This window comes from Phytohabitans sp. LZ39 (assembly GCF_059359075.1).
In genome coordinates, this window is the sequence record NZ_JCADBM010000001.1 from 206420 (window position 1) to 232713 (window position 26294).

A 26294-nucleotide genomic window follows, 5' to 3' on the forward strand; every position below is an offset into this window, starting at 1 on the left:
GAGCAACGGTCCGCAGCTGACACGGGCCCGGGAAACTAGAAAGCTTCCTCGGGCAGATCCATCAGCTCGAGGTTGGTGGACTCGATGATCCGGCGGTCGGCGCCGATGCGCGGCAGCACCTCGTGCGCGAAGAACCGAGCCGCGGCGACCTTGCCCTCGTAGAACGACTTGTCGGCGGCCGACGGCTGGCCGGCCAGCGCGCGCAGCGCTACCTCGGCCTGGCGCTGGAGCAGCCACGCGATGATCAGGTCACCGAGTGCGAGCAGCAGGCGCCGGGAGTTGAGACCCACCTTGTACAGCGCGCGCGGCTCGCCGCCCTGTGCCTCGCCGAGCCATCCGGTCATCGTGCCGAGGATGGTCTGCACCTCGGCCAGCGCCTTGCCCAGCGACAGCCGCTCCTCCTTGAGCTGGCCGTTGCCGCCCTCGCTCTCCAGGAACGCCTGGATCTCGCCGGCCACGGTCAGCAGCGCCTTGCCACCGTCCCTGACCACCTTGCGGAAGAAGAGGTCGAGGCTCTGGATGGCGGTCGTGCCCTCGTACAGGGTGTCGATCTTCGAGTCGCGGACGTACTGCTCCAGCGGGTAGTCCTGGAGGTAGCCGGAGCCGCCGAAGGTCTGTAGCGCCTCGTGGCCGAGCAGCTCGTACGCCCGTTCGGAGCCGACGCCCTTCACCAGCGGGAGCAGCAGGTCGTTGATCTTCTTGGCGATCTTGGCGGCACGCTCGTCGCCGGCCGCCTCGGCCAGGTTGATCCGGTCCTGCCACGTCGCCGTGTACATGACCAGCGCACGCAGCCCCTCGGCGTACGACTTCTGAAGCATCAGCGACCGCCGCACGTCCGGGTGGTGCGTGATCGTCACGCGGGGTGCGGTCTTGTCGGTCATCTGGAGCAGGTCGGCGCCCTGGACGCGCTCCTTGGCGTACTCCAGCGCGTTGAGGTAGCCGGTCGACAGGGTGGCGATCGCCTTGGTGCCGACCATCATCCGGGCGTACTCGATGATGAGGAACATCTGCCGGATGCCCTCGTGCACGTCGCCCAGCAGCCAGCCCTTGGCCGGCGTGCCGTGCTCGCCGAAGGTCAGCTCGCAGGTCGTCGAGACCTTGAGGCCCATCTTGTGCTCGACGTTGGTGGCGAAGACGCCGTTGCGCTCGCCGAGCTCGCCGGTCTTGGGATCGAAGTGGAACTTCGGCACGACGAAGAGCGACAGGCCCTTGGTGCCCGCGCCGCCGGCGCCCTCGACGCCGACCGGGCGGGCCAGCACATAGTGGATGATGTTTTCCGTCAGGTCGTGCTCGCCGCTCGTGATGAACCGCTTTACGCCCTCGATGTGGTAGCTGCCGTCCGGCTGCGGGATCGCCCGCGTGCGCCCGGCACCCACGTCGGAGCCGGCGTCCGGCTCGGTGAGCACCATGGTCGACGCCCAGCGCTTTTCGACGAAGAGCTTTGCCCACTCCTTCTGCTCAGGCGTGCCCTCGCGGTGCAGGGTCGTGGCGAAGGAGGGGCCGGACGCGTACATCCAGACCGGCGCGTTGGAGCCGAGCACGAGGTCGGCCAGCGCCCACCAGAACACCCGGGGCGCGGGCGTGCCACCGATCACCTCGGGCAGGTCGAGCCGCCAGAACTCCGCCTTCATGAACGCGTCGTACGACTTGCGGAACTCCTCCGGCATCGCGACGGAGTGAGCGGCGGCGTCGAAGACGGGCGGCGTGCGGTCACCCGCGGAGAAGCCGGCCGCGAGGTCTTCGCGCGCCAGCCGGTCCATCTCGCCGAGGATGCTGCGGGCCGTGTCCGCGTCGATATCCGAGTACGGCGCCTTGCCGAACGCGTCGCTCTCGGCTCCGAAGACCTCGAAGAGGTTGAACTCAAGGTCACGGACGTTGCTCTTGTAGTGCGTCATGCTCGTTGGCCCCCGCTCCCGGGCAGTGGTTACCGGTCAGTAAGTTGATTTTATTACCGGTCAGTAGCGAGCGACAAGGAGACAGCTAAGGTGACCGTCGCCACAGGGGCGAAGTTTCGTCCCCTTTAGTGGCGATTAGCCCGCGGGCAAGTCGGCACGCCGACACTGCGCCCGTGGCTAGTTTTCCGGCGCGCCGACTTCCCAGCTGGGGACAGCGGCGGCGGTGACCGGGCGGGCGCCCGCGTACTCCATCAGCACCAGCGCGATGTCGTCGTCGAGGCGGCCGTGCACCCACTCGACCAGGGCGGTCTCCAGCGAGGCAAGCCCGTCTCCGACCGTGCCGTGGCCGAGCAGCCGCCAGGCCCGGTCAGCCGTCGGGAAGAACTCGCCCTCCCGCCGCGCCTCGCCCAGCCCGTCGGTGAAGAGCAGCAGGCGGTCGCCCGGTTCGAGGCGCTCCACCCGCGGGCGTACCACCGGCATGAAGCCCAGTGGTGGCGCCGGCGCCGGCGGCTCCAGCGGGATCACCTCGCCGCGCCGCAGCAGCAGTGGGGCCGGGTGGCCGCAGTTGACGATCGTGAGGGTGCCGCCTCGCTCCTCCACCAGCGCGGCCGTCACGAAGTCTTCGTCACCGACGCTGCGGGCCACCGCCCGGTCCAGGTCGGCGACGATCGCGCGCAGGTCGGCCCGCTCGTACGCCACGTGGCGGTAGGAGCCGAGCACGATGCTGGCCAGGCGTACCGCGTCGAGACCCTTGCCCCGCACGTCTCCGATGATCATGCGGACGCCGTACGGAGTATCCAGCGCCTCGTAGAGGTCACCGCCGATATCGGCGGCCGCCGTGGCCGAGATGTAGCGGCCCGCGACCGCGAGCGTGCCCACCTGGGGCCCGAGCGGCCGCAGCACCGCCTGCTGCGCCACCGAGGCCAGCCGGGAGAGCTCGGCGATGCGCTCGGCCTGCCGTTCGCGGATGACGGCGACCGCGGCCGCGATGGCCGTCGCCAGGCCGATGCCCACCACGATGGTCGCGTTGGCCAGCCGGTTTTCCCGCCCGGCCAGGGCGAACGCCCCGCCGACCGCGGTGGCCAGCACGCCCACCCCCAACACCACACGCCACGACGCGAAGGCCGCGGCCAGGAACGGCGCGGCCACGATCAGGCCGATGTAGCGGGCCTCCGAGCCGTCCGCGAGCTCGATCGCGGACACGAGCGCGAGCAGCACAAGGGCCGCGCCGAGGCCGGCGCGGGAACCAGGGCTCAGCGGGCGGCGGCCCGGTGGCAGCAAACGCATGGGTACGCCGAACAGCATGCCTGATCGACGGGCGCGACTGAACGAAGTTGACCCCTCGTCCGATGGGGTTTTGACCGCCTGGTGCAAAGTTCGCGATCGGCTTGGCCGAAGGTTGCCTTTCACCCGGTCATTTCAGGATTTCGTACCGTACCTCGACGTGCCCCTGGTCCAGCGAGGCGATCGCGCGGAAGGCCGCCCGCGACAGGTCGATGCAACGCCCGTCGATGTACGGACCGCGGTCGTTGATCCGCACGATGACCGACTTGCCGTTGTCCGGGTTGGTCACCCGCACTCGCGTGTTGAAGGCCCAGGTCTTGTGCGCGGCCGTCATCGCCTCGGGGTCGAACGTCTCACCGTTCGCCGTGCCCTGCGGCTCGTCGTAGAAGGACGCCCCGCACGAACCGGTGCCGGTGACGACTTCGGTCTTCGTGGTCTTCGGGCTGGGGCTGGTCTTGGGTGTCGTCTTGGTGGGCTCCGCGGCCCGAGCTTTGCCCCGCGATGCCCGCTGCGGCGTCTTCGACGGCGTCGGGGTCGCTTCGATGGTGGGTGCGCTCGTCGTAGGGCCCGCGGTGATCTCTACCGCCTCCGGCGTCCGCGCCCCAACCAACTGGACCGCGCCCACCCCACCCCCGACGAGCAGCGCGCCAACCACGGCCGCCGAGGCCACGGCGCTGACCCGACTCCCCTGGGACCTGCGGTGATGCTTTCCGGTCACCGGCGGACCGTAGCCAGACCGCCACTTCCGATGTCAAAGTGATCTATGGCTTTCGTACGGCTTTGCGGTGAAACGTTCAGCCGATCGAATGAGGGTATGTGGGTCGGTTGTCCAAAGGCGGAAGATAGTTCCTGTGGATGACCTCAGGAAACGCTTGATCCACGCCTTCAGGTGGATCGACCCCGGTCCGGAGAGCACCCACCTGGTCAGCGACATGTCCGGCTGGTGGCGCGACCCCGAGATCATCTCCGCGCTCGGCCCAGCCCTCGCCGACCTGTTCCGCTCGTCGCGCCCGACGGTCGTGGTCTCACCGGAAGTCACCGGATACCTGCTGGGCCCGCTGGTGGCAACGGCGCTGGGCGTCGGCTTCGCCGCCGGTCACAAGGAAGGCGCCGACCGCCAGATCGCCGAGCCCATGACCTGGGCCCGGACGGCGGTCGACTACCGCGGCCGCACCTTGGGCCTGGGTGTGCGCAGCCGGCTGATCAGCCCCGCCGACCGCGTACTGGTGGTCGACGACTGGGTCACGACAGGCGCCCAGGTGAGGGCGCTTTACGACGTCGCTCGCACGCTCGGCGCGGTGCCCGTGGGATGCGCCACGGTGGTCGCCGACTGCGGCGGCGAGGTGACCGCCGACCTGAGCATCAGGTCACTGCTGACCTCAGACGACCTCGCCCCGGACTGACGCCGGCTGCCAGCCCACCGGGTAGCGCCTGGCGGAGTCGGCCAGCTTGGCCCGGGCGACATCGACGAGGTCGATGCCGAGCACATCCGCCAACCGCACCAGGTAGATCACTACGTCGCCCATCTCGGCCGCCACCCTGCCGCCGGCGTCCGGGTCGCCCATCACCCGAGCGGACTCCTCGGGCGTCAGCCACTGGAGCTCGGCGAGCAGCTCACCCACCTCGCCGGCAAGGGCCATGGCAAGGTTCTTCGGCGTATGAAACCGGTGCCAGTCACGGGCGTCGGTGAAGGCACGCACTTCACGCTGGAAGTCGCTCAGGCGGTCGTCCATGGTGACGAGTAAACCCCGCGACAGGCGGCGACGAGGCGGAAGTTGGAGCGGGTGACGGGAATCGAACCCGCACTGTCAGCTTGGGAAGCTGATGTTCTGCCATTGAACTACACCCGCGAGCGGAGACCACTGTACCTGGTCACACGACCGCGGCGCACGCACCTCACCGACCCCAGGCCGAAGCCTCCCAAAGGCGTGCCAATCCGAATTTCCCTATTTTCAAGAACATCGATGCGAGGTAGGTTCGCCGTACCTTGACAGGCGAACCCGGGGAGGGCTTGCGATGCGGGCTTGGCGTGCGGCCGGAGCCATCGTCGCGGCCCTGGCTGTCGTGGGCGGGCCGATGCCACTCATCACCGCGAGCGCCGGCGCGACCTGCCTAACGCCCGCCAAGGCCACCACCGCGACCCGCGACCCCAACCACCTCACCGCCGACCAGGTCCGCGAGCGTGAGCGGCTGACTCAGCAGGCCCTCGCCGCTAAGGGTGGGCCGCGGACGACGGCCACCGTCACGATCCCGGTCATCGTCCACGTCATCTCGGGAGACAGCACCCGAGAAGGCGGCAACATCCCCGACGAGATGGTCACCGCGCAGATCGACGTGCTCAACCGGGCCTATGCGACGGCGACCGAGTTCGCGTTTGAGCTCGTCGAAGTAGACAGAGTGGTCAACCCGGCCTGGTACCCCATCGTCTACGAATCCGCCGCCGAGCGTGCCATGAAGACGGCGCTCCGTGTCGGTGGCATGGAGACGCTCAACCTCTACCTCGGCGACCTCAGCGACAGCCTCCTCGGCTGGGCAACCTACCCCCAGCCGGCGCTCGACCCCAGCGACGGGGTCGTCGTCCACAGCGAGTCACTGCCGGGCGGGACGTCACTGCCCTACAACGAGGGCGACACGGCCGTGCACGAGGTCGGGCACTGGCTCAACCTCTTCCACACGTTCCAAAACGGCTGCACCGAAGACGGCGACCTCGTCAACGACACGCCCGCCGAGGCGTCGCAGGCGAGTGGCTGCCCCGAGGGCCGGGACACGTGCACGGCGGACCCGGGCTTGGACCCGATCCACAACTACATGGACTACAGCACGGACGCGTGCATGCTCGAATTTACGCCGGGGCAGGCATCTCGCATGCTCGCGGGCTGGGACGCGTTTCGCGCGCCGTAGTGGGGGCGGCCGACGGGTCGAGCCACACCTGCACCGCGGGGCGGGCCGGCGGCTCGACCGCGAAGGGGGTGGCGCCATTGCGCCCGTGGCGGGCCAGCATCGCGACGTCGACCGTGAACTCGAACAGCTGCCAATCGACCTGTGGCGCCGCCCGCAGGTGGCCGGCCAGGCGGGCGACCTTGGCGCGGTCGGTGACCACCGTGGCCCGGCCGGCCAGATAGGCCTCGTCGTCGCTGTCTTCCGGTGGGAACGAGTGCAGCGCGTATCGCCCGTCGCGCTCCAGGTCGCGCCGCTTGGGCGAGTCGACCACGAAGCAATACAGCCCGTCGTCCGTGATGACCGGCGAGACCGGGTGGACCCGCGGGCCGCCGTCGGCGCGCACGGTCGCCAGGTAGCCCAGGCCGGGACCGTATTGCAGCATGAGGGCGCGGATCGCCTCCGACAGGCGGGGCTCGTCGGCACTAAAGTCGGACCAGGATGCCATGCCCAACATCCTATCGAACATATGTTCGAGGCAGGTAGTCCCCTATGGTGTGTTGATGCTGCTCTCCGACCGTGACCTCGTGACCGAGATCAAGGCGGGCGGCCTCGCGCTCGATCCCTTCGAGCCGGCGCTGGTCCAGCCCTCGAGCATCGACGTGCGGCTCGACCGGCTCTTCCGCGTGTTCAACAACCACCTGTACACGCACATCGACCCGTCGGTGCAGCAGGACGAGCTGACCTCGCAGGTCGAGGTGCCGCCGGGCCAGCCGTTCGTGCTGCACCCGGGTGAGTTCGTGCTGGCCTCCACGCTGGAGGTCATCTCCCTCGGCGACCAGCTCGCCGGCCGCCTGGAGGGCAAGTCGAGCCTGGGTCGCCTGGGGCTGCTCACGCACTCGACGGCCGGCTTCATCGACCCGGGCTTCAGTGGCCACGTCACGCTCGAGCTGTCCAATGTGGCCAACCTGCCGATCACGCTCTGGCCGGGCATGAAGATCGGCCAGCTCTGCATCTTCCGGCTCTCGTCGCCAGCCGAGCACCCCTACGGCTCGACCGTCTACGGCTCCCGCTACCAGGGCCAGCGCGGCCCCACACCGAGCCGGGCCTGGAAAAACTGGCGCACCTGGCCGACGACCACCTAAAAGATCCACTTCAAGACAAAGATGTGAGCTACCGCGACGTCCGTCGTGGTCCAGACCGCTGCTCCCGCGGCCTCACCCGTCCGCTGTTGGTCTTGCAGCGCGGACGTGGCAGCGGAGGCCGGGGATCTCGGCTCGCCCTGCGAGCCGCCGGCCTGCGCGGTCTCCGGCGGGAGCGGCGGTCCGCAGCTGACGCGGCCCGGGAAATCTGGCCCAAGCAAGAAACGCCCTCCCATCCCGGATGGATGGGAGGGCGTCTCCTTTACTGGCCGGTGCGGTCGCGTGACGGGGGAACACGCGACTGGCGCGGCCACGGGGGTGGGTAACGCTTATCCGGGTCGGCCGTAGCTGTTGATCGGCGCGGCGTTCATCGTGCGCATCCTGATCGGTACGCCGGGTTTGGACGCGTCGACGATGTAGCCGCCGCCAACGTAGATGCCGACATGGTGGAGGTCTGGGTAGTAGAAGATGAGGTCGCCGACCTTCAGGTCGCTCTTGCTGCTGATGGGGTCGACCGTGCCGCGCTGGCGGGCCGCGTTGTGTGGCAGCCCGACGCCGGCGGCCGCCCACGCCTTCATCGTGAGGCCCGAGCAGTCGTACGTGTCGGGGCCTTCGTTACCGAAGACGTAGCCCTTGCCGATCTGCGCGCAGGCGAACTTGGCCGCCTTGGTGCCGGCGCTGCCGTCGTACTCGACGGGGCAGGGTGCCGGCCGGAGCTCGCCGATGCCGCCGCCCTCGCCGTACGCCTCGAGGCGCATCTTCTCCAGCTTGGCGATCTCGCCGTCGATCTGCTTCTTCTTCGCCGCCAGCTGCGCCTCTTCCTCGGTGAGCTGGCCGACGAGCTGGTCGAGCGGTGCCTTCTGCTCCGCGTACTTCGCGCGTAGGTCGACGACCGCCTGGATGTCGGCCTGCGAGCGGCGGGCGAAGACGTCGAGGATCTCGAGCTGGTTGGTGAAGGTGCTGGGCGAACCCGTCGTGAGGACCGCGTTGAGCGCCGAGAAGTTGCCGCCCTTGTACTGCTCGGCCGCGAACTCTCCGACCTTCTGCATCGCGAGGTCGATCTGGAGCTGGAGTGGCGCGATCTTCTTGGCGAGCGCCTGGGCCTTCTGGCGCTTGGCCTGGAGGTCGAGCCGGGTCGCGTTGTGCTTTTCCGCCAGCGGCTCCAGCTTGACCCAGGCAGCGTCGATCTGCTTTTCGATCTCGGCCGGCGTGGGCGCGGCGTGCGCCACGGTGCCACTGGAGAGCACGGTCGCGACAGCGACGAGAGCGGTGATTACGGTGCGACGCGCGGCATAGCGTGCCACCGGAGCCGTTACTCCTTCTCCCTGGCCGCCTACCGGGTTAGCTGACGGGTTCGGGCGGGAGAGCGCGCCCTACCGCTTTCGCGGATTCACCCCGAGGTGCTTGGGTCCCCGGCTCGTTTCTTGGTCCGACTCGGCGGGCTGAGCCGTGGTCTCCCAGGCTGGGAGGCCGACCGCCGGCTCAACGATCCCCAAGGGTAGGAGCGGCCCAATCACCCGCGCAAGCCGTGTGGACAACCCCTTCGGTCCGTATACCGGTTGGTAGCACCGCGTGTATCGAAACGGCCTCAGTCAATGGTTAGGAACACGTCGTCGAGCAGGCCGGCGTACTGGTCGTTGTCGAAGGACACGTTCTTTCCGCCGATTCGCAGTGGCTCGGAATTCACAATGGACACATTCGGTGGCACTGTGACCGCAGCGCGTGGCACGCCATCCACGGCGATCGACAGCAGGCGACCGGAGCGGGCGCAGGCGAGCGCGTGCCACCGCCCGTCGGCCACCGTCACCGGCGCGACCACCCGGTAGATCGTGGTCTTGCTCGCCAGCACGCAGCTCGGCTGGCCCGCCTTACCGTCGACCTGGAGCTTGAGCTGGGTGACGCCGCCGGTCGAAAACCCTTTCTGCACAACGTTCGCGCCGTCGCCCGTGTCCGCCGGCGCCATCAGCACCGAGGCACCGAACCGCACGCCACGGGTGCCCGGGTTGAGCTCGGGCGCGGGCAGGCCTTCGAGGATCACGCGGGGGCAGCCGGGCGCCACGCACCGCGGCGGGAAGCGTGCCGCCCACCCGGCGCCGTGTGGCGTGTAGGCCAGCGTGCCGCGGGGGTTCAGCGGGTACCGCCCGTCAACGTCCGCGACCGGGCCGAGCCACCAGCCGTCGAACGTGTACCGCAACGACAGTGCCGGCTCGCGGTCGGCCGACGGCCGCGCGGAGGCGGCGAGGAGCAGGCTCGCGAGCCCGAAGAGGACAACCGCCAGCCGGCGCGTCGTGTGCATCTTGCGCGACATTGCTCGATTGTGGAGATTCGTGGCGAGACGGACAATCCCCCGGCCGAGGGGCCTGAAGGTTTTTTACGTAGACACGAGATCCGGCGGAATCTATTGACGACAACCACTCGACCCAGCCAGGGTTTCTCCATGCCCAACCTGACAACGCGCATCGCCCTCACCACAGCGGTGGTCGGCGCGGCGACCCTGGTGCCGGCCGTCCCCACCCTCGCGTCCAGCCCGCAGGACACCAGGCAGCAGGAGTACGCGGCCGCCGCGGCGGAGTACGGCGTGCCGGAGAGCGTCCTGCTCGCCGTGTCCTACCTGGAGTCCCGCTGGGACACCAACGCCGGCACGCCCAGCACCAGCGGCGGGTACGGCCCGATGCACCTCACCGACGCCGCGTACGTGACGTCGCTGCCGGGTGGCAACCACCACGACCACGACGGCGAGGACCCGCGCGGCGACGACAGCCGCCAAGCCCGAAACGTCGACTCGGGCGGCGTGCCGGCTCCGGCGCCCGAGGCGCTGCAAACGCTCGACCGGGCGGCGGCGATCACCGGCGCGTCCGAGGAGGCGCTGCGTTCCACCCCGGCGGCGAACATCGGCGGCGGGGCGGCGCTTCTCGCCTCGTACCAGAGAAGCATTGGTGGACCGGCGGGGAGCGTGAGTGACCCGGCGGCCTGGTACGGCGCGGTGGCCAGGTATTCCGGCGCGGACAGTGCCGACGCGGCGGCGGCCTTCGCCGACGAGGTCTTCGCGACGATCAGCGCCGGCGCGACGCGGGTGACCGACGACGGCCAGCGGGTGACGCTCGCGGCGCGCGACGTAGCCCCGGACCGCGGCTGGCTGGCCCGCCTGGGCCTGCGCAAGCTGGCCCGCCCGGACGGACTCGAATGCCCCACCGACATCTCCTGCGAGTGGATCCCGGCGCCGTACCAGGACCTGGGCGGCGGCGATTACGGCAACCACGACAAGGGCAACCGGCCGAAGCAGCAGAAGATCGAGTACATCGTCATCCACGACACCGAGGGCTACTTCAAGCCGTCGATCGACCTTGTGCTCGACCCCACGTACGTGAGCTGGCACTACACGCTCCGCTCGGTCGACGGGCACATCGCGCAGCACGTCAAGGCCAAGGACGTCGGCTGGCACGCGGGCAACTGGTACGTCAACGCGAAGGCGATCGGGCTGGAGCACGAGGGCTTCGCGGCGCAGGGCACCTGGTACACGGAGGCGATGTACCGCACGTCGGCCAAGCTGGTGCGGCACCTCGCGCTCCGGTTGGGCATCCCGCTCGACCGCAACCACATCATCGGCCACGACAACGTGCCCGGCACGATCCCCTCGACGGTCCGCGGCATGCACTGGGATCCAGGCCCGTACTGGAACTGGTCGCACTATTTCGACCTGCTGAAGGCGCCGTTCCGCACCACAGGTTGGCCGGGCAGCGGGCTCGTGACGATCGACCCGGACTTCGCCACGAACAAGCCCGCCTTCGTCGGCTGCTCCGGCGGCGCCACAGTGCCCTGCCCGCCGCGCGGCTCGTCGGCCGTCATCCTGCACACCGCGCCGGACGCGGCCGCCCCGCTGGTCAAGGACATCGGCCTGCGCCCAGGCGGCGAGAACGCCACGATGCACATCTCCGACCACGGCGCCCGCGCGTCGGCCGGGCAGACGTACGCGGTGGCCGGCCGGCAGGGCGACTGGACGGCGATCTGGTACCTGGGGCAGAAGGCGTGGTTCTACAACCCCGGCTCAGCGCCGGCGGCCAAGTGGGCCACCGGGCTGGTGGTGACGCCCAAGGCGGGCAAGGCGACGATCCCTGTGTACGGGCGCGCCTACCCCGAGCAGGCCGCCTACCCGGAGGGCGTGCCGTACCAGGCGATCACACCGTTGCAGTACACGCTCGCGGCCGGCCAGCGGTACGCCGTCGGCAACGTGCTGCCCAGCGAGTACTACCGGGCCGTGACGTTCGACGGCTCTTCACCGGGGGACTGGACGGTGATCCGCGGCGACAAGAGGTACGTGCAGATCCAGTTCGGACACCGGATCATGTTCGTCGACCTGGCCGACGTGGACGTCCGCCCGTCGTTCCTGTGAGCTTGTGATCCACCTGAGCTGCCGCGATGTCCGGTCGCGGCAGCTCGGCGCTCGGCTACGGCACGCCCCGCCGGAGGCGCCGCTCAGACCGGCGCGCGTGGGCCGACGACGGCGGTGAGGACGTCGTCGAGGGTGAGCACTCCGAGCGCGGCGCGGCCGTCGCTGACCAGGACCATGTGCCGGCGTTCGCGGCGCATGGCGAGCAGCAGCTCGGCCAGCGTCCGTTCGGGAGGCACCACGGCGAGCGGGCGCACGATCTCTTGGGGCACCGGCGCGGTCCGGCGCGGGCCCTCGTATCCGAGCACGTCCTTCACGTGCACGAAGCCGAGCACGCGCCGGGTCTCCCGGTGTACCACCGGAAAGCGCGATCGGCCGGTGCGGGTGGCGAGCACCTCCAGCGACGCCGGCGAGACGTCCTCCGAGACGGTCGTGACCTGCGCCCAGGGGCGGAGCGCGTCGGCCGCCGTGCGCTGGCCTAGTGCGAGGGCGCCGGTGATCCGGGCGTGCTCCTCGGCGTCCAGCAGGCCTTCGGTGCGCGCCTGCGACACGAGCCCGGCCAGTTCCTCGGCGGTGAAGACGGTCTTGACCGCGTCGGTGGCCTCGATCCGCCAGATCCGCAGCACTGCCCGGGACGCCCACTTCATCGCCAGCAGCAGCGGCTTGGTGGCCAGGCAGAATGCCAGCATCGCCGGCCCCAGCCACAGCGCCGACACCTCTGGGCCGGCGAGCGTGATGTTCTTCGGGACCATCTCGCCGATCACGGTGTGCAGGAAGACCACGACACCCAGAGCCAGCACGAACGCGACCGGGTGCTGCGCGCTCTCGGGCACGCCCAGCGTGTGGAACGGACCTTCCAGGAAGTGGGCTAGCGCCGGCTCCGCGATCGCCCCGAGCAGCAGTGCGCAGAGCGTGATGCCGAGCTGTGCACCGGCGATCATGAGCGGGATCTGGTTCATCGCCGACAGCGCCCACCGGGCTCGCCGGGATGTCTCCGCGAGTGGCTCGATGACCGTGCGGCGGGAGGCGATCAGCGCGAACTCGCTGCCCACGAAGAAGGCGTTGCCGAGCAGCAGCAGGACCGTGATCAGGATCTTAGTCATGGGCCGTCACCTCCGGCGCCACCACGCGCACCTGCTCGATCCGGTGCCGGTCGACTTCCACTACGGTGAACTCCCAGCCCTTCTCCTCCACCGTCTCGCCGGCCACCGGGATGTGCCCCAGCCGTGCCATGAGGAAGCCGGCGAGCGTCTCGTACGGCCCTTCGGGCAGCCGGAACCCGATCTGCTCGGCCAGCTCGTCTTCGCGGAGCAGCCCGTCGACCTGGAACGTGCGCTCGCCACCCGGCACGGTCAGCTCCACCGGCCCGGCGTCATCCACCGCGTCCGGGTCGAACTCGTCGGCGATCTCCCCGACCAGCTCCTCGACGAGGTCTTCGACGGTCACGACGCCGTCGGTGCCGCCGTACTCGTCGACCACGATCGCCAGGTCGGCGTCGGCCGCGCGGAGCGCGGCCAGCACCCCGTCAAGATCCAGGCTCTCCGGGACATAGACCGGCTCGCGGGCCACCGCGGCCACCGTCGTCGTCGACCTTCTCGCCGGGGGTACACCGAGCGCGTCCGGAACACCGACCACGCCGGTGACCAGGTCGAGGGTGTCCTCGTACACGGGGAAGCGGGTGCGTCCGGTCTCCTGGGCGGCGGCGATCAGCTCGGCCACGGTGGCGGTGCTCTTCAGGGCGACCACGTCGACGCGCGGGGTCATCGCCTCGGCGGCCCGCTTTTCGCCGAAACGGATCGTGCGCTGGAGCAGCCGCGCCGTCTCGGTGGGCAGCGCGCCGGCCCGCGCCGAGATCGCGGCCAGCAGGCCCAGCTCCTCCGGCGAACGCGCGCTCGCCAGCTCCTCCTGCGGCTCGACACCGAGCCGGCGCACGAGCCAGTTGGCCGAGTTGTTGAGCGCGCGGATCAGCCACCTGAAGACCATCGAGAAGGTGCGCATGGGCGCGGCGGTCGACAGGGCCGCCGGCATCGGGCGGGCGAGGGCGGCGTTCTTGGGTACTAGCTCGCCGAAGAGCATCGACAGCAGCGTCGCCAGCACGAGGGCGAGGACCGGGGTGACCGAGTCGGTGGAGTCGCCGGCGAGCGGGCGGATCGCCGGGGCGAAGAGCTTGGCCAGCGCGGGCTCGGCGAGGTAGCCGGTCAGCAGCGCGGTGATCGTGATGCCCAGCTGCGCGCCGGAGAGCTGGAACGACAGCTCGTGCAACGCCTTTCGCACGGTGGCGGCGCGGCGGTCGCCCGCCTCGGCGCGCTGGGCGATCTCGGCACGGTCGACGGTGACCAGCGCGAACTCGGCGGCGACGAAGAAGGCGTTGCCCGCCGTCAGCGCGGCGAAGCCGAGCAGCGGCAGGATTGTGGTCAGTAAAAGGCCGTCGATGGTCGGTTCACCTCGGCGGTGATTCTCCCACGTCAGCGCGTTGGCGGGTTGACACGCGGGTGGCGAGTACGCCGAGGAGTACGCCCAGCCCGGCGCCGATCGCGTTGTTGACCCAGTCGTAGCCGACGCACTCGCGACCCACGTGCATGACCGACTGGGCGAGCTCGATCGCGCCGGAGGAGAGCACGCCCGCGCCGGCGACGAGCGCCGTGCGCCGGGTGGCGAGCACGGCGAAGAACGTCACCGGTACGAACATCAGGATGTTGCCGACCCGCTCGCCCCGCTCGGTGGTCGATATCAGTGCGTGCCACAGCTGCCCGGGGTCGGAGAGCGCGCCGACGCAGCGGTCGACGTCCGCGACGCCGGGCACGCCGATCGGCATGTCGGGCGCGGGCGGCAAGGTGAGCGTGAGCACGGCGGCCAGGCTCAGCAAGAGACCGAGGCTGGGCCAGCGGGCCCACCCCGTTCGCTCCGCGAGTGGCCGGTGTGCCACCACGGCGACCGCCGCCAGCAGCACGAACGTAAGAGCCGGCCACGGTTGGGAGAGGAAGTCCAAGGCCCAGCCGCGCATCAGTGCCTTTCTACCGGAGGCACGCGAGGAGCCTTGGCGCTAATCCGACAGCTGGGTCCGGTTACGCGTCGGCCTTGACCGAACGGAGGAGCACGGTCGCCACGTCGACCACCTCTACCTGCTCGTTTGCTCCCTTGCCGGTTACCCCATCGTTGATCATGGTGTGGCAGAACGGGCAGCCGACGGCGATGGTGGTGGCGCCGGTGGCGAGGGCTTCCTCGACGCGTTCGGTGTTGATGCGCTTGCCGATGCGCTCTTCCATCCACATGCGGGCGCCGCCGGCGCCGCAGCAGAACGACCGCTCCTGGTTGCGGGGCATCTCGGTGAGCTCGCTGGTGGCCTGGCCCAGGACCTCACGCGGAGGCGTGAACACCCTGTTGTGCCGGCCGAGGTAGCAGGGGTCGTGGTAGGTGACCGCACCGTCCAGCGGCTGCACCGGGGTCAGCTTTCCGCCCGCGACAAGGTCGGCCAGCAGCTGAGTGTGGTGCACGACCTGCACGTTCTTCAGCCCGAGCTGCGGGTACTCGTTGGCGAGCGTGTTGAAGCAGTGCGGGCAGGACGCGACGATCTTGGTGGCCTTGGCCTCGGTGAGCGTCTCCACGTTTTGCTGGGCGAGCATCTGGAAGACGAACTCGTTGCCGATCCGCCGGGCCGGGTCGCCGGTGCAGGTCTCGCCCTCGCCCAGGATCGCGAAGTCGACGCCGGCCTCGTGCAGCAGCGTGGCGACCGCGCGGGCGGTCTTCTTGGCCCGGTCTTCGAACGCGGCGGCGCAGCCGACCCAGTACAGGTACTCGAACTCGGTGTCTCCGTCAGCCCGCTTGATCTCGAAGTCGAGGCTCTTGGTCCAGTCTTCGCGGGTGTTCGGCGGGGCGCCCCAGGGGTTGCCCTTGTTTTCCAGGTTGCGGAGCATGACGCCGGCCTCGGACGGGAACGACGACTCGATGAGCACCTGGTAGCGGCGCATGTCGACGATGTGGTCGACGTGCTCGATGTCGACCGGGCACTGCTCGACGCAGGCGCCGCAGGTGGTGCACGACCACAGCACGTCCGGATCGATCACACCCTGCTCGTCGGCTCCTCCGATCAAGGGCCGCTGCGCCTCCGCCAGGGCGAGCGCGTCCACGTTCGAGTGGTCGTCTCCGGCCAGCAGGTAAGGCGCCTTGGCGTACGCGTGGTCGCGCAGCGACAGCACGAGGAGCTTCGGGGAGAGGGGCTTGCCGGTGTTCCAGGCCGGGCACTGCGACTGGCAGCGGCCGCACTCGGTGCAGGTGGTGAAGTCGAGCAGGCCCTTCCAGGTGAACTGCTCCACGCTCGCGACGCCGAACTGGTCCTTGTCCGGGTCGGCCTCTTCGAAGTCGAGGAGCTTGCCGTTCGAGGTCATCGGCTTCAGCCCGCCGAGGCCGGAGCCGGCCGGGCGGGCGGGGTCGCGCTTGAAGAAGATGTTGAAGAACGCGGCGAACCGGTGCCAGGCCACGCCCATGGTCAGGTGGGTCGCGATGGTGATCAGCCAGACCATCGACACCACGATCTTGACCATCGCGACGATGGATAGCGCGGCCTCGGAGTCGGGCAGCACGTCGCCGAGGGCGTGCGAGACCGGGGCGGCCCAGGTCGGCCACTCCGAGTGCCCGGTCGCGGCCTTGAAGCCGCGGATCAGGAAGCCGCAGATCAGGACGGCGACGATCACCCACTCGACGAAGTAGCCCTGCCACATCGTCGAACCGGTGAACCGCGAGCGCCCCTGCGGCCGGGTGGGCCGGTTGGCGAGGCGGATGCCGATCAACACGAGGATGCCGGCCAGGCCGAACACGCCGATGATCTCTGTCGCGAGGCCGTAGACCGCCCAACCGCCGATGATCGGCAGGCCACCCTCGGGGTCGACCACCTCGAAGTACGCCTCGAGCACCAGCAGCGACAGCACGATGAACGCGACCATCACGAACCAGTGCGCCGCACCGACGACGGACCACTTGAGCATCCGCGTGTGCCCGACGGTCTCGGCCAGCATCCGCGTGAGCCGGACCGGCTTGTCGGCGAAGCGGGTCGAATCCGGCTGGCCGAGCCGGATGACCGCGAGCATCCGCCACACCGCCCGCACAGCCAACACCACCGCGACAACGGTGATCGCGGCCGCAACGGCAGTGGTCACGACCTGGACGGCGCCCATGTACGTAGCCCTCCCTGTGGAAAGGTTGTGGCATCGTCGCCACGAGAGCAGCGTACTGTGTTAGTTACCGGCCGGTAACGTGAATAAAGTCGCAGCCCAGAGCACAACCTTAGAGGTTTGGCCAGGACTTGCGGGTCACCGCCAGCGAGACAGCAGGATCAGCGAGGCGACCATCGAGCCGAAGCCGACCGCGAGATTCCAGTAACCCCAGGACTCGACCGGGTAGGCGGTCTCCGACAAGTAATAGACGACGAGCCATCCGATGCCGGCGAAGATGAGACCCACCGCGGTGATCGGCAGCCAGATCGGGCTCGGCTTTTTGGCTGCCTGCGCTGCCGACGGACGGACGTCGGTCGGCGGGGTGTAGACCTTCTTCTTCCGGACCTGAGACTTGGGCACGACGCTTACTCCTGTCAGCACTTTGGTACATAGACTAGCGCCGCTGCACCCGGCCGTCAGCCGGGCGAGGCTCGCACCTACCGCTAGAGTAGTCAAGCCGGCGCGCGGAAGCACGAGGGGGCTGAGACGGGTGGAGTACACCTCCGGCGGCGCCTCTTGGCGTGAAGCGCTGCGCACCGCCGCCTCCGGGCTCTTCTCCAGGCCCACCGGACACCGGCGTTCTCCCTGGTCGATCGGGGTGCCCCTGATCGCGATCGCGGCCGGTCTGCTCTTCACCACGAGCGCCACCACGGCCAACGGCACATCGCTGCGCGACGACCGGCGCCCCCAGCTCGCCCAGCTCATCGAAGAGCGGCGGGAGCAGGTCGACGAGAGCGACCGGCAGCGCGCCGCCTTGCTGACCCAGGTCGAGGCCGAGACGGAGGCGCTCGCCGGTTCGGACGCGCCGATCGCGGAGCAGCGCCGCCGAGGCGAGTCGAGCCGGCAGGGCGCCGGCTTCACCGCGCTGCGTGGGCCGGGCCTGACCGTCGAGCTCGACGACGCGCCCCGGCTGAGCGAGACCCGGCCGGGCAACCCCAGCAACGACGACCTCGTCGTACACCAGAGCGACGTGCAGGCCGTGGTCAACGCACTGTGGGCCGGTGGCGCCGAAGCGATGTCGATCATGGGGGTCCGGGTGATCTCCACCAGCGCGGTACGCTGCGTCGGCAACACCCTGCTGCTACATGGGCGGGTGTATTCCCCACCTTTCAAGATCACCGCGATCGGTGACTCGTCGAAGCTGCGCGGCGCCCTGGACGCCTCCGACGGCGTGCGCCTGTTTCGCGACGCCGTCGACCACTTCGGCCTCGGCTACCGGGAGACCGTGGAAGGGAGCGTGACCGTGCTGGCGTACGACGGTTCCAGCGCTCTCAGCGAGGTCGAGGTCCCGCAATGAGTCGGCACCGCGCCCCCGACGGTGAGGACCCCACGGGCGTCATACCCCGCGTGCCCGCGGACGAGCCGGCACGCGAGCGGCCCTCGCCGCGTCCCAGCCCCCGGCCGGCCGTGCCGGTTGTGCCCGGCCCTCCTCCGGGTCCCGTGGCCGGGCGGCCGCCCGCGGACGTGGCCTCGCCGCCGGCGCGCGTGTCGCTCGACCGAAACGAGACGCCCACCGCGATCATCCCGGCCGTGTCGGCGGACGCCACCGGGCTGCTCGGCGCCGTGCCACCCGCACCACCCAAGCCCGATCCGTCCACGGAGGGCGCCGCCAGCCCGCCTCCGCAGCCGCGGCGCGGCGAGCGGGTGGTAAAGCTGCGACCCGAGCAGACCGACGAGGGCTACAAGAGCGTGTACTCCGAGCTCACCCGCCCGACGATCGGCTCGCGGATCCGCACGGGAGTCCGCGGGCTCGGCGAGATCATGATTACGTTCGGCGTGATCGTGCTGCTCTTCGCCGCATACGAGGTGTGGGGCACCACCGCGGTCATCGGTTCTCACCAGGACACGCTCGACCAGCAGCTCGCCGAGCAGTGGGACCAGCCCGACCCGACCGTCGGGCCCACGCCGAGCGCCACGCCCGACGCGCTCGCCGGCCGGGCCATCGCCCGCCTGTACATCCCCAAGCTCGGCAAGCAGTGGGTCGTCGTCGAGGGTGTGACACAAAAGGACATCCGGTACGCACCCGGTCATTACCCCAGCAGTGCCGATCCCGGCGACGTCGGCAACTTCGCCGTCGCCGGACACCGCAACAGGGCGACGTTTTGGCGGCTCGACGAGGTCGACACCGGCGACGCGATCGTGGTGGAGACCAAGACCGAGTGGTTCGTCTACAAGGTGGTCCGCACCCGCATCGTCAAGCCGACGCAGGTCGAGGTCGTGGCGCCGGTGCCGGGCCGGCCCGGCGCCAAGCCCACCCAGGCCATGGTCACGCTCACCACCTGTAACCCGAAGTTCGACAACTACCAGCGCCTCATCGTCCACGGCGAGCTGGCCCGAAAGCAGGCCCGATCCGCCGGCCAGCCCGCGGAGCTGGGTTAGGGGCCAAGGTGTACGCGTGGATCTGGCGGCACCTGCCGTTTCGCCAATGGCCGGCCAAGCTGGCCACCTCACTGGTGCTCATCGCCGCGATCGGGGCACTGTTCTGGTATGTCGTCTTCCCGTGGGCCGAGCCACTGCTGCCCTTCGACGACGTGCAGGTGACCGAAGACTCCGGCGTGCCGGGCGCGCCCGCCGATCCGGGTGCGCCGGGGGTCGGCGACGAGCCCTCGACCGGAGACGAGCACGATATCCCTTACAGCACTTCAGAGCCCGCGACACCAAGGTGATGGCATGCGCGTCCTCGTGATCGACAACTACGACTCGTTCGTCTTCAATCTGGTCCAGTACCTGGGCCAGCTCGGCGCCGAGTGCGACGTGCGGCGCAACGACGAGATCGACCTGGCCGCCGTCGGCCGCTCCGGGGCCGCCGGGATCCTGCTCTCACCCGGTCCGGGTACACCCGAGCGCGCCGGCATCTGCATCGACGTCATCCGGGAGTACGGTGGCGCGCTGCCCATCTTCGGCGTGTGCCTGGGCCACCAGGCGTTCGGCGCCGCGTTCGGCGCGACCGTCGACCGGGCTCCCGAGCTGCTGCACGGCAAGACCTCGGACGTGCATCACAAGGGCGCCGGCGTACTGGCCGGCCTGCCCGACCCGTTCACGGCTACCCGCTACCACTCGCTGGCGGTCGAAGAGTCGACCCTGCCCGACGAGATCGAGGTGACCGGTCACACCGAGTCCGGCGTGGTCATGGCGATGCGCCACCGCGACCTGCCGATCGAGGGCGTTCAGTTTCACCCCGAGTCGGTGCTCACCGAGGGCGGGCACATCATGCTGGCAAACTGGCTGGCCACGTGCGGCTTGCCGAGCGCGGTCGACCGTGCGCCGGCGCTCGCCGCGGAGGTCGAGGAGCGCCGCCGGGCCGCCTTCGCCTCGTAGGCAGTTATCCACAGCCCACAGAGTTATCCACAGGCCTAATCGCCAGCGATCACGGACCCGGCGTAGCCGACACGCTCGGTGTCGGTGTGGACGGTGGCGGCGTGGTCGGCTCTTCTTCCGGCTCGGTGAAGACGGTCAGCACGACCGTCGTGCCCTTCTTCGCCTTGTCTCGCACGCTCTGCCGCTGCACGGTGCCGGCCTCACTGGCGCTCGGGGCCGGCTCGCCGTTGCGGATGTCGACGTCGAAGCCGGCCCGCCGCAACTCGTCCTCGGCGCTGTCGACTTCGTCACCCACCACGTTGGGCACCGGCACGATGTTGCCGCGGGAGATCTCGACGACCACCGTCGCGTCCTTGGCGACCTTCTTGCCGGCGTCTGGCACCTTGGTGACCTGGTCTTCCGGCGCCTCGCTGTCTACCGGCCGAAAGTCCGCCTTGAGACCGAGCTTGGCCAGCGCCGACTCAGCGGCGGCCTTGGTGTTGCCGACGAGGTTGGGCACCTCGACCTCTTGCGGACCCTGGCAGACGTTGATGACGACCTCGGTGTCGCGGTTGACCCGCTCGCCATCTGGCTGGCTCTGCTTGGCGACCGTGCCCTTTTGGCAGTCGTCGCCGTAGTAGGGGTCGCCGGTGGTGGCGACGAGGCCCGCGTTGCTCAGATTGGCCCGCGCGGTCGCCAGCTCGAGGCCGACCACGTTGGGCACGGTGGTCTGCGGTGTCTCGTTGCCCTGGTTGGAGAGGATCAGGCCGGCGATCAGGGCGATCACGGCCAGCACACCGAGCGTGCTGAGCGCGGCCAGCACCCAGGCGGACGCCTTGCGCCGGCGCGGGTCACCGACGCGGGCGGTCGGGCGGGTGACCGCGGCGTTGATCGGGCGGGTGACCGCGGTCTGGCCCATCATCGCGACGGTCTCGGCGTCGCGCAGCACCGGCGTGGCCATGACCGGCCGGCCGGCCGCTGCCCGGAGCAGGTCGGCCCGCATCTCCTGGGCGCTCTGGTAACGGTTGAGCGGGTTTTTCGCGAGCGCCTTGAGCACGATCGCGTCGATGTCGGGGTTGACCTCGGGGTTGATCTCGCTCGGCGCCCGCGGGTCTTCCCGCACGTGCTGGTACGCCACGCTCACCGGGCTGTCGCCGACGAACGGCGGGTGGCCGCAGAGCAGCTCGAAGAGCACACAACCGGCCGCGTACACGTCTGAGCGGGCGTCGACCGCCTCGCCGCGCGCCTGCTCGGGCGACAGATACTGCGCGGTGCCGATCACGGCGCTGGTCTGCGTCATCGTGGTGGCGCCGCTGGCCAGGGCCCGGGCGATGCCGAAGTCCATGACCTTGACCTGGCCGTTTTGGGTCAGCATGACGTTTCCGGGCTTGATGTCCCGGTGGATGATGCCGTGCCGGTGGCTGAACTCCAGCGCCGCGCAGATGTCGGCCGAGATCTCCAGGGCGCGCCGGGGCATCAGCCGCCCCTCGGCGGCGAGCACTTCCTTGAGGGTGCGCCCGTTGACGAACTCCATGACGATGAACGGCAGCGTCTCGCCGGTCGGCGCGATCTCCTCGCCGGTGTCGTAGACCGCGACGATGGCCGGGTGGTTGAGCGAGGCGGCGTTTTGCGCCTCCCGCCGGAAGCGCATCTGGAACGTCTGGTCACGAGCGAGGTCCGTGCGGAGCATCTTGATCGCCACGTCACGGCCGAGCCGAAGGTCGCGGCCGCGGTGGACCTCAGCCATACCGCCATAGCCGAGCAGCTCGCCGACCTGGTACCTGCCACCGAGCAGGCGGGCCTGCGCAGTCATCTCGTCTGTCGTCCTTCGCTCGTGTATGCGTCACCCGGGCGGGTTGCAGAGCCTGCCCCACCCGACGGTACGGGGCGTGCCAACGGAGCGTCCGGGCGCACCCATATCTGCAACCCGGTTGGAACCGAGCTGGCGTTGTTCTGGTTGCCCTGCTGTCCCACCAGATAGGAAATGAGGCCGGCGCACAGCAGCACCAGAACCCCGAGCACCACCGCCAGCACGATGAGGATCTGCCGGTTGGTCGAACTGTCCTCGGGCTGGGCGGGCGGGTAGCCGTAGGGCTGACCCGGCCGGGTTGGCGGCCCAGTGGTTGGGACGACCGGACGGTTGGGCGGGATGTGCGCCGCGCCGGGACGGTAACCGCCCTGCGCCGCGGGTGCTGGCCGGTACGGCTGCTGGGACACCGGTGCGGGCGGAGCCGCGACCGGGCTGGCGGGAGCCGGCGGGTACGAGGGTGAGGTGCGGGGTGGCGGCGGGGCGGGTGTACTGCCCGGCCCCGGGGACGAGGTTGGCGCTGGTGACGAGGGGTGCTGCGCGGGCGGAGAGGCGGGACGGCTCGGCGGCGCGGCGCCGAGGGTCGCCGCAGCTTGGCGGGCGACCGCCCCGAGCATCGCGGCGGTCTGGAAGCGGGCGGCCGGGTCCTTCGCCATCGACTGGTCGACGATGCGCCGGATCGCGGGCGGGATGTCGCCGGGCAGCGGACGGGCCTGCTCCCGCACGTGCTTCATGGCGATTTCGAGCGGATTGTCGCCTTCGAATGGGCGGTGACCGGAGAGGCATTGGTACGCGACCACGCCTAACGCGTAGATGTCCGACGCCGCCGTGGCGGTGCCACCCGCCGCCTGCTCGGGCGAGATGTACGACGCCGTGCCCAGCACCGATCCGGCCGCGGTGAGCTGCCCGACCATCGCGGAGCGGGCGATGCCGAAGTCGGTGAGCACCAGCGTGCCGTTGGGGCGTACGAGAAGATTGCCCGGCTTTACGTCGCGGTGGACGATGCCCTTCTCGTGGGCGGCCTGGAGCGCGTCGGCAGCCTGGGCGACCAACGCCATCGTGCGGGCCGGTGTGAGCCGGCCCACCCGGCTCAACGTGCGCGACAGGGCATCTCCCTCGACGTACTCCATGACCAGGAAAGCGATCTGCTGATCGCTGCCGTAGTCATACACGTCTACGACGCCCGGATGGTTGATGGTCGCCATCGTGCGCGCTTCGCCGCGGAAGCGCTCGGCGAAGCCGGGCTCCTCCAGCAGGGCCGGGAGCAGGATCTTCACGGCGACGGTGCGGCCGAGCACCTCGTCGGTGCCGCGCCACACATCGCCCATGCCACCACTGGCGATGCGCTCGTCGAGGCGGTAGCGACCGCCCAGCAGGACGCCGCGGCTGAGCATCAGTCGGCCCCCCGGTCGCGGATCACGGCCTGCATGATCTGCCCGCCGATCTCCGCCGCGGCGGAGCTACCGCCGGACACGCCCGCCCGCTCCAGCAGCACGCAGACCGCGGAGATCGGCTCGCCATCCTTCAGCACGAAGCCAATGAACCACCCGTGGTCGCGCTCATCATCCCCATCCTGTGCCGTTCCGGTCTTGCCGCCGACCGTGAACCCGTCGATCTGGGCCCGCTTGCCGGTGCCGTTTTCGACGACGCTGACCATCATCTGCTGTAGGTCGGCGGCGACGTCGCCGGAGATCGGGTTGTTGAGCTTCTTCGGCGAAGCCGTGCCGATCGTGCGCCGGTCCGGGCCGAGTAGCTGCTGCACCAGGTAGGGGCGCATCCGCTCGCCGCCGTTCGCGACGGTCGCCGCGATCATGGCGCCCTGGAGCGGGGTCATCCGCACGTTGTTTTGCCCGATGCCGGACTGCGCCAGCGCGGCCTTGTCTTCGCTGCCGTCCGGGTTTTGGATGTCGCCGGTGCGGCTCGCCGCCACCGGGAGCCCGCCGCCGTCGAGGTTGCCCACCTTGAGGCCGGTGTCTTCGAAGCCGAACGCCTTCGCCTTTTCCTTGAGCTTCTCCGCGCCGATCCGCTCGACCGCCAAGCGGGCGAAGCCGGTGTTGCACGAGTCGGTGAGCGCCTCGAGGAGCGTGACCTGTGCCCCGGGGCAGGTGCTGGCGACGGAGTTGCGAATCGGGGTGCCGGACGTCGGCGCCGTGTAGCTCGGACCCGCCTTGATGGAAGTCTGCGGCGTCAGACCGGCCTCCAGCGCCGCCGCGGCGTCGATCACCTTGAACGTGGAACCCGGGGGGAGCACCTCGCCGAGCGCCCGGTTTTTGAGCGGGCCCTCCTTCTCGGCGTTCAGCTTGTCGTACGCCGCCTGCGCCGCCTGCGTGTCGTGGCTGGCCAGCGGGTTGGGGTCGAAGCTCGGCATCGAGACGAGCGCTTGGATCGCGCCGGTCTTCGGGTCGAGCGCGATCGCCGCGCCGCGGGTCGAGCCCACCGGATTGTCGGCCAGGCCCTGGATCGCCGCGTCCTGGGCACGCGTCGAGAGGGTCAGCACGACGTTGCCACCGGCGGTGTCCTCGCCGGTGAACATGTCGCGGAACCGGTCGGCGAAGAGCCGGTCGCTCGTGCCGGACAGGAAGTCGTCTTCGGCCTGCTCGATGCCGGTGGCCCCGATGTTGACCGGCTTGTACCCGATGACGTGCGCGTACTTGCTCTTGAACGGGTAGGTGCGAAGGTACTTGAGCTCGCCGTCGGTGACCTTGTTTTCGGCGAGCGCCTTGCCGCCCACCTCGATCACGCCACGCGGGCGGTTGTACTCGTCGACCTGGACGCGCGCGTTGTACGGGCTCGTGCGGTAGTCGTCGGCCTTGTACGCCTGCACCCAGTTGAGGTTGGCGAAGAGCAGGCCGAAGAGGATCATCACGACCACGCCGGCGCGGCGCAGCGGAGCATTCACGACCTGATCACCTCCGTCGGGGCGCCATGCAGCTGGGCCGGAGGTCCACCACCGCCGGGGCCGCTCGCGCGACCACCGGAGGCGCCGGTGACCGGGCGGCCCGCGGCGTCGGAGATCCGTAGCAGCATCGCGATGATCAACCAGTTGGCCATCAGCGAAGAACCGCCGGCGGAGAGGAACGGCGTGGTCTGGCCGGTGAGCGGGATCAGGCCGGTGACGCCGCCGACGATCACAAACACCTGGAGGCCCAGCGTGAACGCGAGGCCGCCGGCCACCAGCTTGCCGAACGAGTCACGCACGGCCAGGCCGGCGCGGAGGCCACGCTCGACGATCAGGAGGTAGACGACCAGGAGGGCGGAGAGGCCGAAGAGGCCGATCTCCTCGCCCAGCCCGGCGAAGACGAAGTCGCTGACCGCGAGCGGGATCTTGTTGGGCTGGCCGCCGCCAGGCCCGGCGCCGAAGAGGCCGCCGGTGCCGAGGCCGAGCAGCGACTGGACCATCTGGAAGCCGTCCTCGTACGGATCGGCGAAGGGGTCCAACCAGATCTCGGCGCGCTGGTAGAAGTTGGCGAACGGCCCGCCGACGCTGGCGCCCAGCGTGTACGCAAGGAAGGCGCCGCCGAAGAAGAGCAGCAGACCGATGATCAGCCAGCTGACCCGCTCGGTCGCGACGTACAGGATCACGACGAACATGCCGAAGTAGAGCAGCGCGGTGCCCAGGTCCTTTTCGAAGACGAGGACCATGAGGCTGAGCAGCCACACCGCGACGACCGGCCCGAGGTCGCGGCCGCGCGGGAAGTCGATGCCGAGGAAACGCCGGCTCGCGAGCGAGAGCACCTCACGCTTGCGCACCAGGTAATAGGCGAAGAACGAGACAAGGGCGAGCTTGGCGAACTCACCCGGCTGGATCTGGAAGCCGCCCAGCTTGATCCACAGCTTGGCGCCGTTGATCTCGGAGAACCGCCCGGGCAGCACCGCCGGGATCATCACCAGCACGATGCCGACGAGGCCCAGCGTGTACGCGTACCGGGAGACGGCCCGGTGGTCGCGCACGATGATCAGCAGCCCGGCGGCGAGCACCACCGCGATGAGGGTCCAGGCGAGCTGCCGCCCGCCGACGCCGGAGAAGATCGGCAGGTTTGCGCGCTCGTTCGCCTCGGCGAAGGCGAGGTCGATGCGGCGCAGGAACGCCACGCCGAGGCCGTTGAGCAGGGCCACCGCGGGCACGATCGCCGGATCGGCGTACGGCGCGAGAAAGCGGATCACCACGTGCAGGGCGAGGAACACGGCCGATACCAGCGCGACCGGCACCCAGAAGTCGCTGGTGATCGTGTCTAGCGCGGTCGCCTCGACCGTCGCCGCGTAGGCGAGCACCAGCAGCATTACGAAGATCAGCAGCGCCAGCTCAGCATTGCGCCGGCCGCTCGACTCGCGGACACGGGGCATCTCACCCGTGGTAGCGGGCGTGGGTGCCGGCACTGCTGGGGCGGTCACGAC

At 69.8% G+C, this 26294-nt stretch carries 24 protein-coding genes, 1 tRNA gene and 1 riboswitch; of the genes, 8 read left to right on the plus strand and 17 right to left on the minus strand.

The genetic code is table 11. The annotated features are described in order from the left end of the window. Positions 1-35: 35 nt before the first annotated feature. The 3 genes from AC5L36_RS00955 to AC5L36_RS00965 form a co-directional block, all read right to left on the minus strand. On the minus strand, positions 36-1895 hold the full coding sequence (locus AC5L36_RS00955) for an acyl-CoA dehydrogenase (RefSeq protein WP_441216100.1): 1860 nt from the start codon (positions 1893-1895) through the stop codon (positions 36-38). A 177-nt stretch (positions 1896-2072) separates the two neighbouring features. Beyond that, a complete protein-coding gene (locus AC5L36_RS00960) occupies positions 2073-3200 on the minus strand; it encodes a PP2C family protein-serine/threonine phosphatase (protein WP_441216099.1) in 1128 nt (375 codons plus the stop codon). A gap of 109 nt (positions 3201-3309) precedes the next feature. Next, complete coding sequence (locus AC5L36_RS00965; RefSeq protein WP_441216098.1) at positions 3310-3897, minus strand: septal ring lytic transglycosylase RlpA family protein; 588 nt, start codon at positions 3895-3897, stop codon at positions 3310-3312. 88 nt (positions 3898-3985) lie between these two features. Between AC5L36_RS00965 and AC5L36_RS00970 the strand changes: the two genes are divergently transcribed. Continuing rightward, positions 3986-4582, plus strand: coding sequence for a phosphoribosyltransferase family protein (locus tag AC5L36_RS00970; protein WP_441216097.1), 597 nt, complete (start codon positions 3986-3988; stop codon positions 4580-4582). On the opposite strand, the gene AC5L36_RS00975 is transcribed toward AC5L36_RS00970, so the two are convergent. Together AC5L36_RS00975 and AC5L36_RS00980 are read right to left on the minus strand one after the other, a co-directional pair. Then, positions 4559-4912 (minus strand): nucleotide pyrophosphohydrolase, encoded by a 354-nt coding sequence (locus tag AC5L36_RS00975; RefSeq protein ID WP_441216096.1) that lies wholly within the window; start codon positions 4910-4912, stop codon positions 4559-4561. The genes AC5L36_RS00970 and AC5L36_RS00975 overlap by 24 nt on opposite strands. Before the next feature lie 43 nt (positions 4913-4955). After that, positions 4956-5029 (minus strand) — tRNA-Gly (locus AC5L36_RS00980). A gap of 166 nt (positions 5030-5195) precedes the next feature. On the opposite strand from AC5L36_RS00980, the gene AC5L36_RS00985 reads away from it, so the two are divergent. After that, positions 5196-6080, plus strand: a complete 885-nt coding sequence (locus AC5L36_RS00985; protein ID WP_441216095.1) for a zinc metalloprotease — start codon at positions 5196-5198, stop codon at positions 6078-6080. On the opposite strand, the gene AC5L36_RS00990 is transcribed toward AC5L36_RS00985, so the two are convergent. Further along, positions 6022-6564 (minus strand): pyridoxamine 5'-phosphate oxidase family protein, encoded by a 543-nt coding sequence (locus tag AC5L36_RS00990; protein ID WP_441216094.1) that lies wholly within the window; start codon positions 6562-6564, stop codon positions 6022-6024. The genes AC5L36_RS00985 and AC5L36_RS00990 overlap by 59 nt on opposite strands. Positions 6565-6619: 55 nt before the next feature. Between AC5L36_RS00990 and dcd the strand changes: the two genes are divergently transcribed. Continuing rightward, on the plus strand, positions 6620-7201 hold the full coding sequence (gene dcd / locus AC5L36_RS00995) for a dCTP deaminase (protein ID WP_441216093.1): 582 nt from the start codon (positions 6620-6622) through the stop codon (positions 7199-7201). Positions 7202-7527: 326 nt separating this feature from the next. Here the strand turns inward: dcd and AC5L36_RS01000 are convergent, their stop codons facing one another. Beyond that, a complete protein-coding gene (locus AC5L36_RS01000) occupies positions 7528-8502 on the minus strand; it encodes a C40 family peptidase (RefSeq protein WP_441216092.1) in 975 nt (324 codons plus the stop codon). Between the two features lie 10 nt (positions 8503-8512). Next, positions 8513-8648, minus strand: a riboswitch (cyclic di-AMP (ydaO/yuaA leader). Between the two features lie 138 nt (positions 8649-8786). Continuing rightward, the gene (locus AC5L36_RS01005; RefSeq protein ID WP_441216091.1) at positions 8787-9506 is read right to left on the minus strand and encodes a LamG-like jellyroll fold domain-containing protein; all 720 of its coding nucleotides are present in this window, start codon (positions 9504-9506) and stop codon (positions 8787-8789) included. Between the two features lie 129 nt (positions 9507-9635). Here AC5L36_RS01005 and AC5L36_RS01010 point away from each other — a divergent pair, with 129 nt between their 5' ends. Continuing rightward, the gene (locus tag AC5L36_RS01010) at positions 9636-11588 is read left to right on the plus strand and encodes an N-acetylmuramoyl-L-alanine amidase (protein ID WP_441216090.1); all 1953 of its coding nucleotides are present in this window, start codon (positions 9636-9638) and stop codon (positions 11586-11588) included. Between the two features lie 83 nt (positions 11589-11671). Here AC5L36_RS01010 and AC5L36_RS01015 read toward each other — a convergent pair whose 3' ends face one another. The 5 genes from AC5L36_RS01015 to AC5L36_RS01035 form a co-directional block, all read right to left on the minus strand. Next, entirely contained in the window at positions 11672-12688 is a 1017-nt protein-coding gene (locus AC5L36_RS01015) for a hemolysin family protein (protein WP_441216089.1), read from the minus strand. Next, positions 12681-14018, minus strand: coding sequence for a hemolysin family protein (locus AC5L36_RS01020; protein ID WP_494907403.1), 1338 nt, complete (start codon positions 14016-14018; stop codon positions 12681-12683). Before AC5L36_RS01020 ends, AC5L36_RS01015 begins: the two co-directional genes overlap by 8 nt. Positions 14019-14025: 7 nt before the next feature. Continuing rightward, complete coding sequence (locus AC5L36_RS01025) at positions 14026-14589, minus strand: VanZ family protein (RefSeq protein ID WP_441216088.1); 564 nt, start codon at positions 14587-14589, stop codon at positions 14026-14028. Positions 14590-14650: 61 nt separating this feature from the next. Beyond that, positions 14651-16756 carry a (Fe-S)-binding protein gene (locus AC5L36_RS01030; RefSeq protein WP_441216087.1) on the minus strand — a complete coding sequence of 702 codons (2106 nt, stop codon included), beginning with the start codon at positions 16754-16756 and terminating at the stop codon, positions 14651-14653. A gap of 135 nt (positions 16757-16891) precedes the next feature. After that, a complete protein-coding gene (locus tag AC5L36_RS01035) occupies positions 16892-17155 on the minus strand; it encodes a cell division protein CrgA (protein WP_441216086.1) in 264 nt (87 codons plus the stop codon). Between the two features lie 130 nt (positions 17156-17285). Here AC5L36_RS01035 and AC5L36_RS01040 point away from each other — a divergent pair, with 130 nt between their 5' ends. From AC5L36_RS01040 to AC5L36_RS01055, 4 genes are read left to right on the plus strand one after another with little or no spacing between them, the layout of a single operon-like run. After that, positions 17286-18092 (plus strand): DUF881 domain-containing protein, encoded by an 807-nt coding sequence (locus AC5L36_RS01040; protein WP_441216085.1) that lies wholly within the window; start codon positions 17286-17288, stop codon positions 18090-18092. Further along, positions 18089-19174: a class E sortase gene (locus tag AC5L36_RS01045; protein WP_441216084.1), complete on the plus strand. Its 1086-nt coding sequence runs from the start codon at positions 18089-18091 to the stop codon at positions 19172-19174. The genes AC5L36_RS01040 and AC5L36_RS01045 overlap by 4 nt, the downstream gene beginning before the upstream one ends. 8 nt (positions 19175-19182) lie before the next feature. Then, complete coding sequence (locus AC5L36_RS01050) at positions 19183-19461, plus strand: hypothetical protein (protein WP_441216083.1); 279 nt, start codon at positions 19183-19185, stop codon at positions 19459-19461. 4 nt (positions 19462-19465) lie between these two features. Next, positions 19466-20113 (plus strand): aminodeoxychorismate/anthranilate synthase component II, encoded by a 648-nt coding sequence (locus AC5L36_RS01055; protein ID WP_441216082.1) that lies wholly within the window; start codon positions 19466-19468, stop codon positions 20111-20113. 49 nt (positions 20114-20162) lie between these two features. Here AC5L36_RS01055 and pknB read toward each other — a convergent pair whose 3' ends face one another. Genes pknB through AC5L36_RS01075 form a run of 4 tightly spaced genes read right to left on the minus strand, consistent with a single transcriptional unit; the run spans position 20163 to position 26291 of the window. Next, the gene (pknB, locus tag AC5L36_RS01060; RefSeq protein ID WP_441216081.1) at positions 20163-21905 is read right to left on the minus strand and encodes a Stk1 family PASTA domain-containing Ser/Thr kinase; all 1743 of its coding nucleotides are present in this window, start codon (positions 21903-21905) and stop codon (positions 20163-20165) included. Beyond that, entirely contained in the window at positions 21902-23293 is a 1392-nt protein-coding gene (locus AC5L36_RS01065; protein WP_441216080.1) for a serine/threonine-protein kinase, read from the minus strand. Before AC5L36_RS01065 ends, pknB begins: the two co-directional genes overlap by 4 nt. Then, on the minus strand, positions 23293-24798 hold the full coding sequence (locus AC5L36_RS01070) for a peptidoglycan D,D-transpeptidase FtsI family protein (RefSeq protein ID WP_441216079.1): 1506 nt from the start codon (positions 24796-24798) through the stop codon (positions 23293-23295). Before AC5L36_RS01070 ends, AC5L36_RS01065 begins: the two co-directional genes overlap by 1 nt. Continuing rightward, the gene (locus AC5L36_RS01075) at positions 24795-26291 is read right to left on the minus strand and encodes an FtsW/RodA/SpoVE family cell cycle protein (RefSeq protein ID WP_441216078.1); all 1497 of its coding nucleotides are present in this window, start codon (positions 26289-26291) and stop codon (positions 24795-24797) included. The genes AC5L36_RS01070 and AC5L36_RS01075 overlap by 4 nt, the downstream gene beginning before the upstream one ends. Positions 26292-26294: the final 3 nt, after the last annotated feature.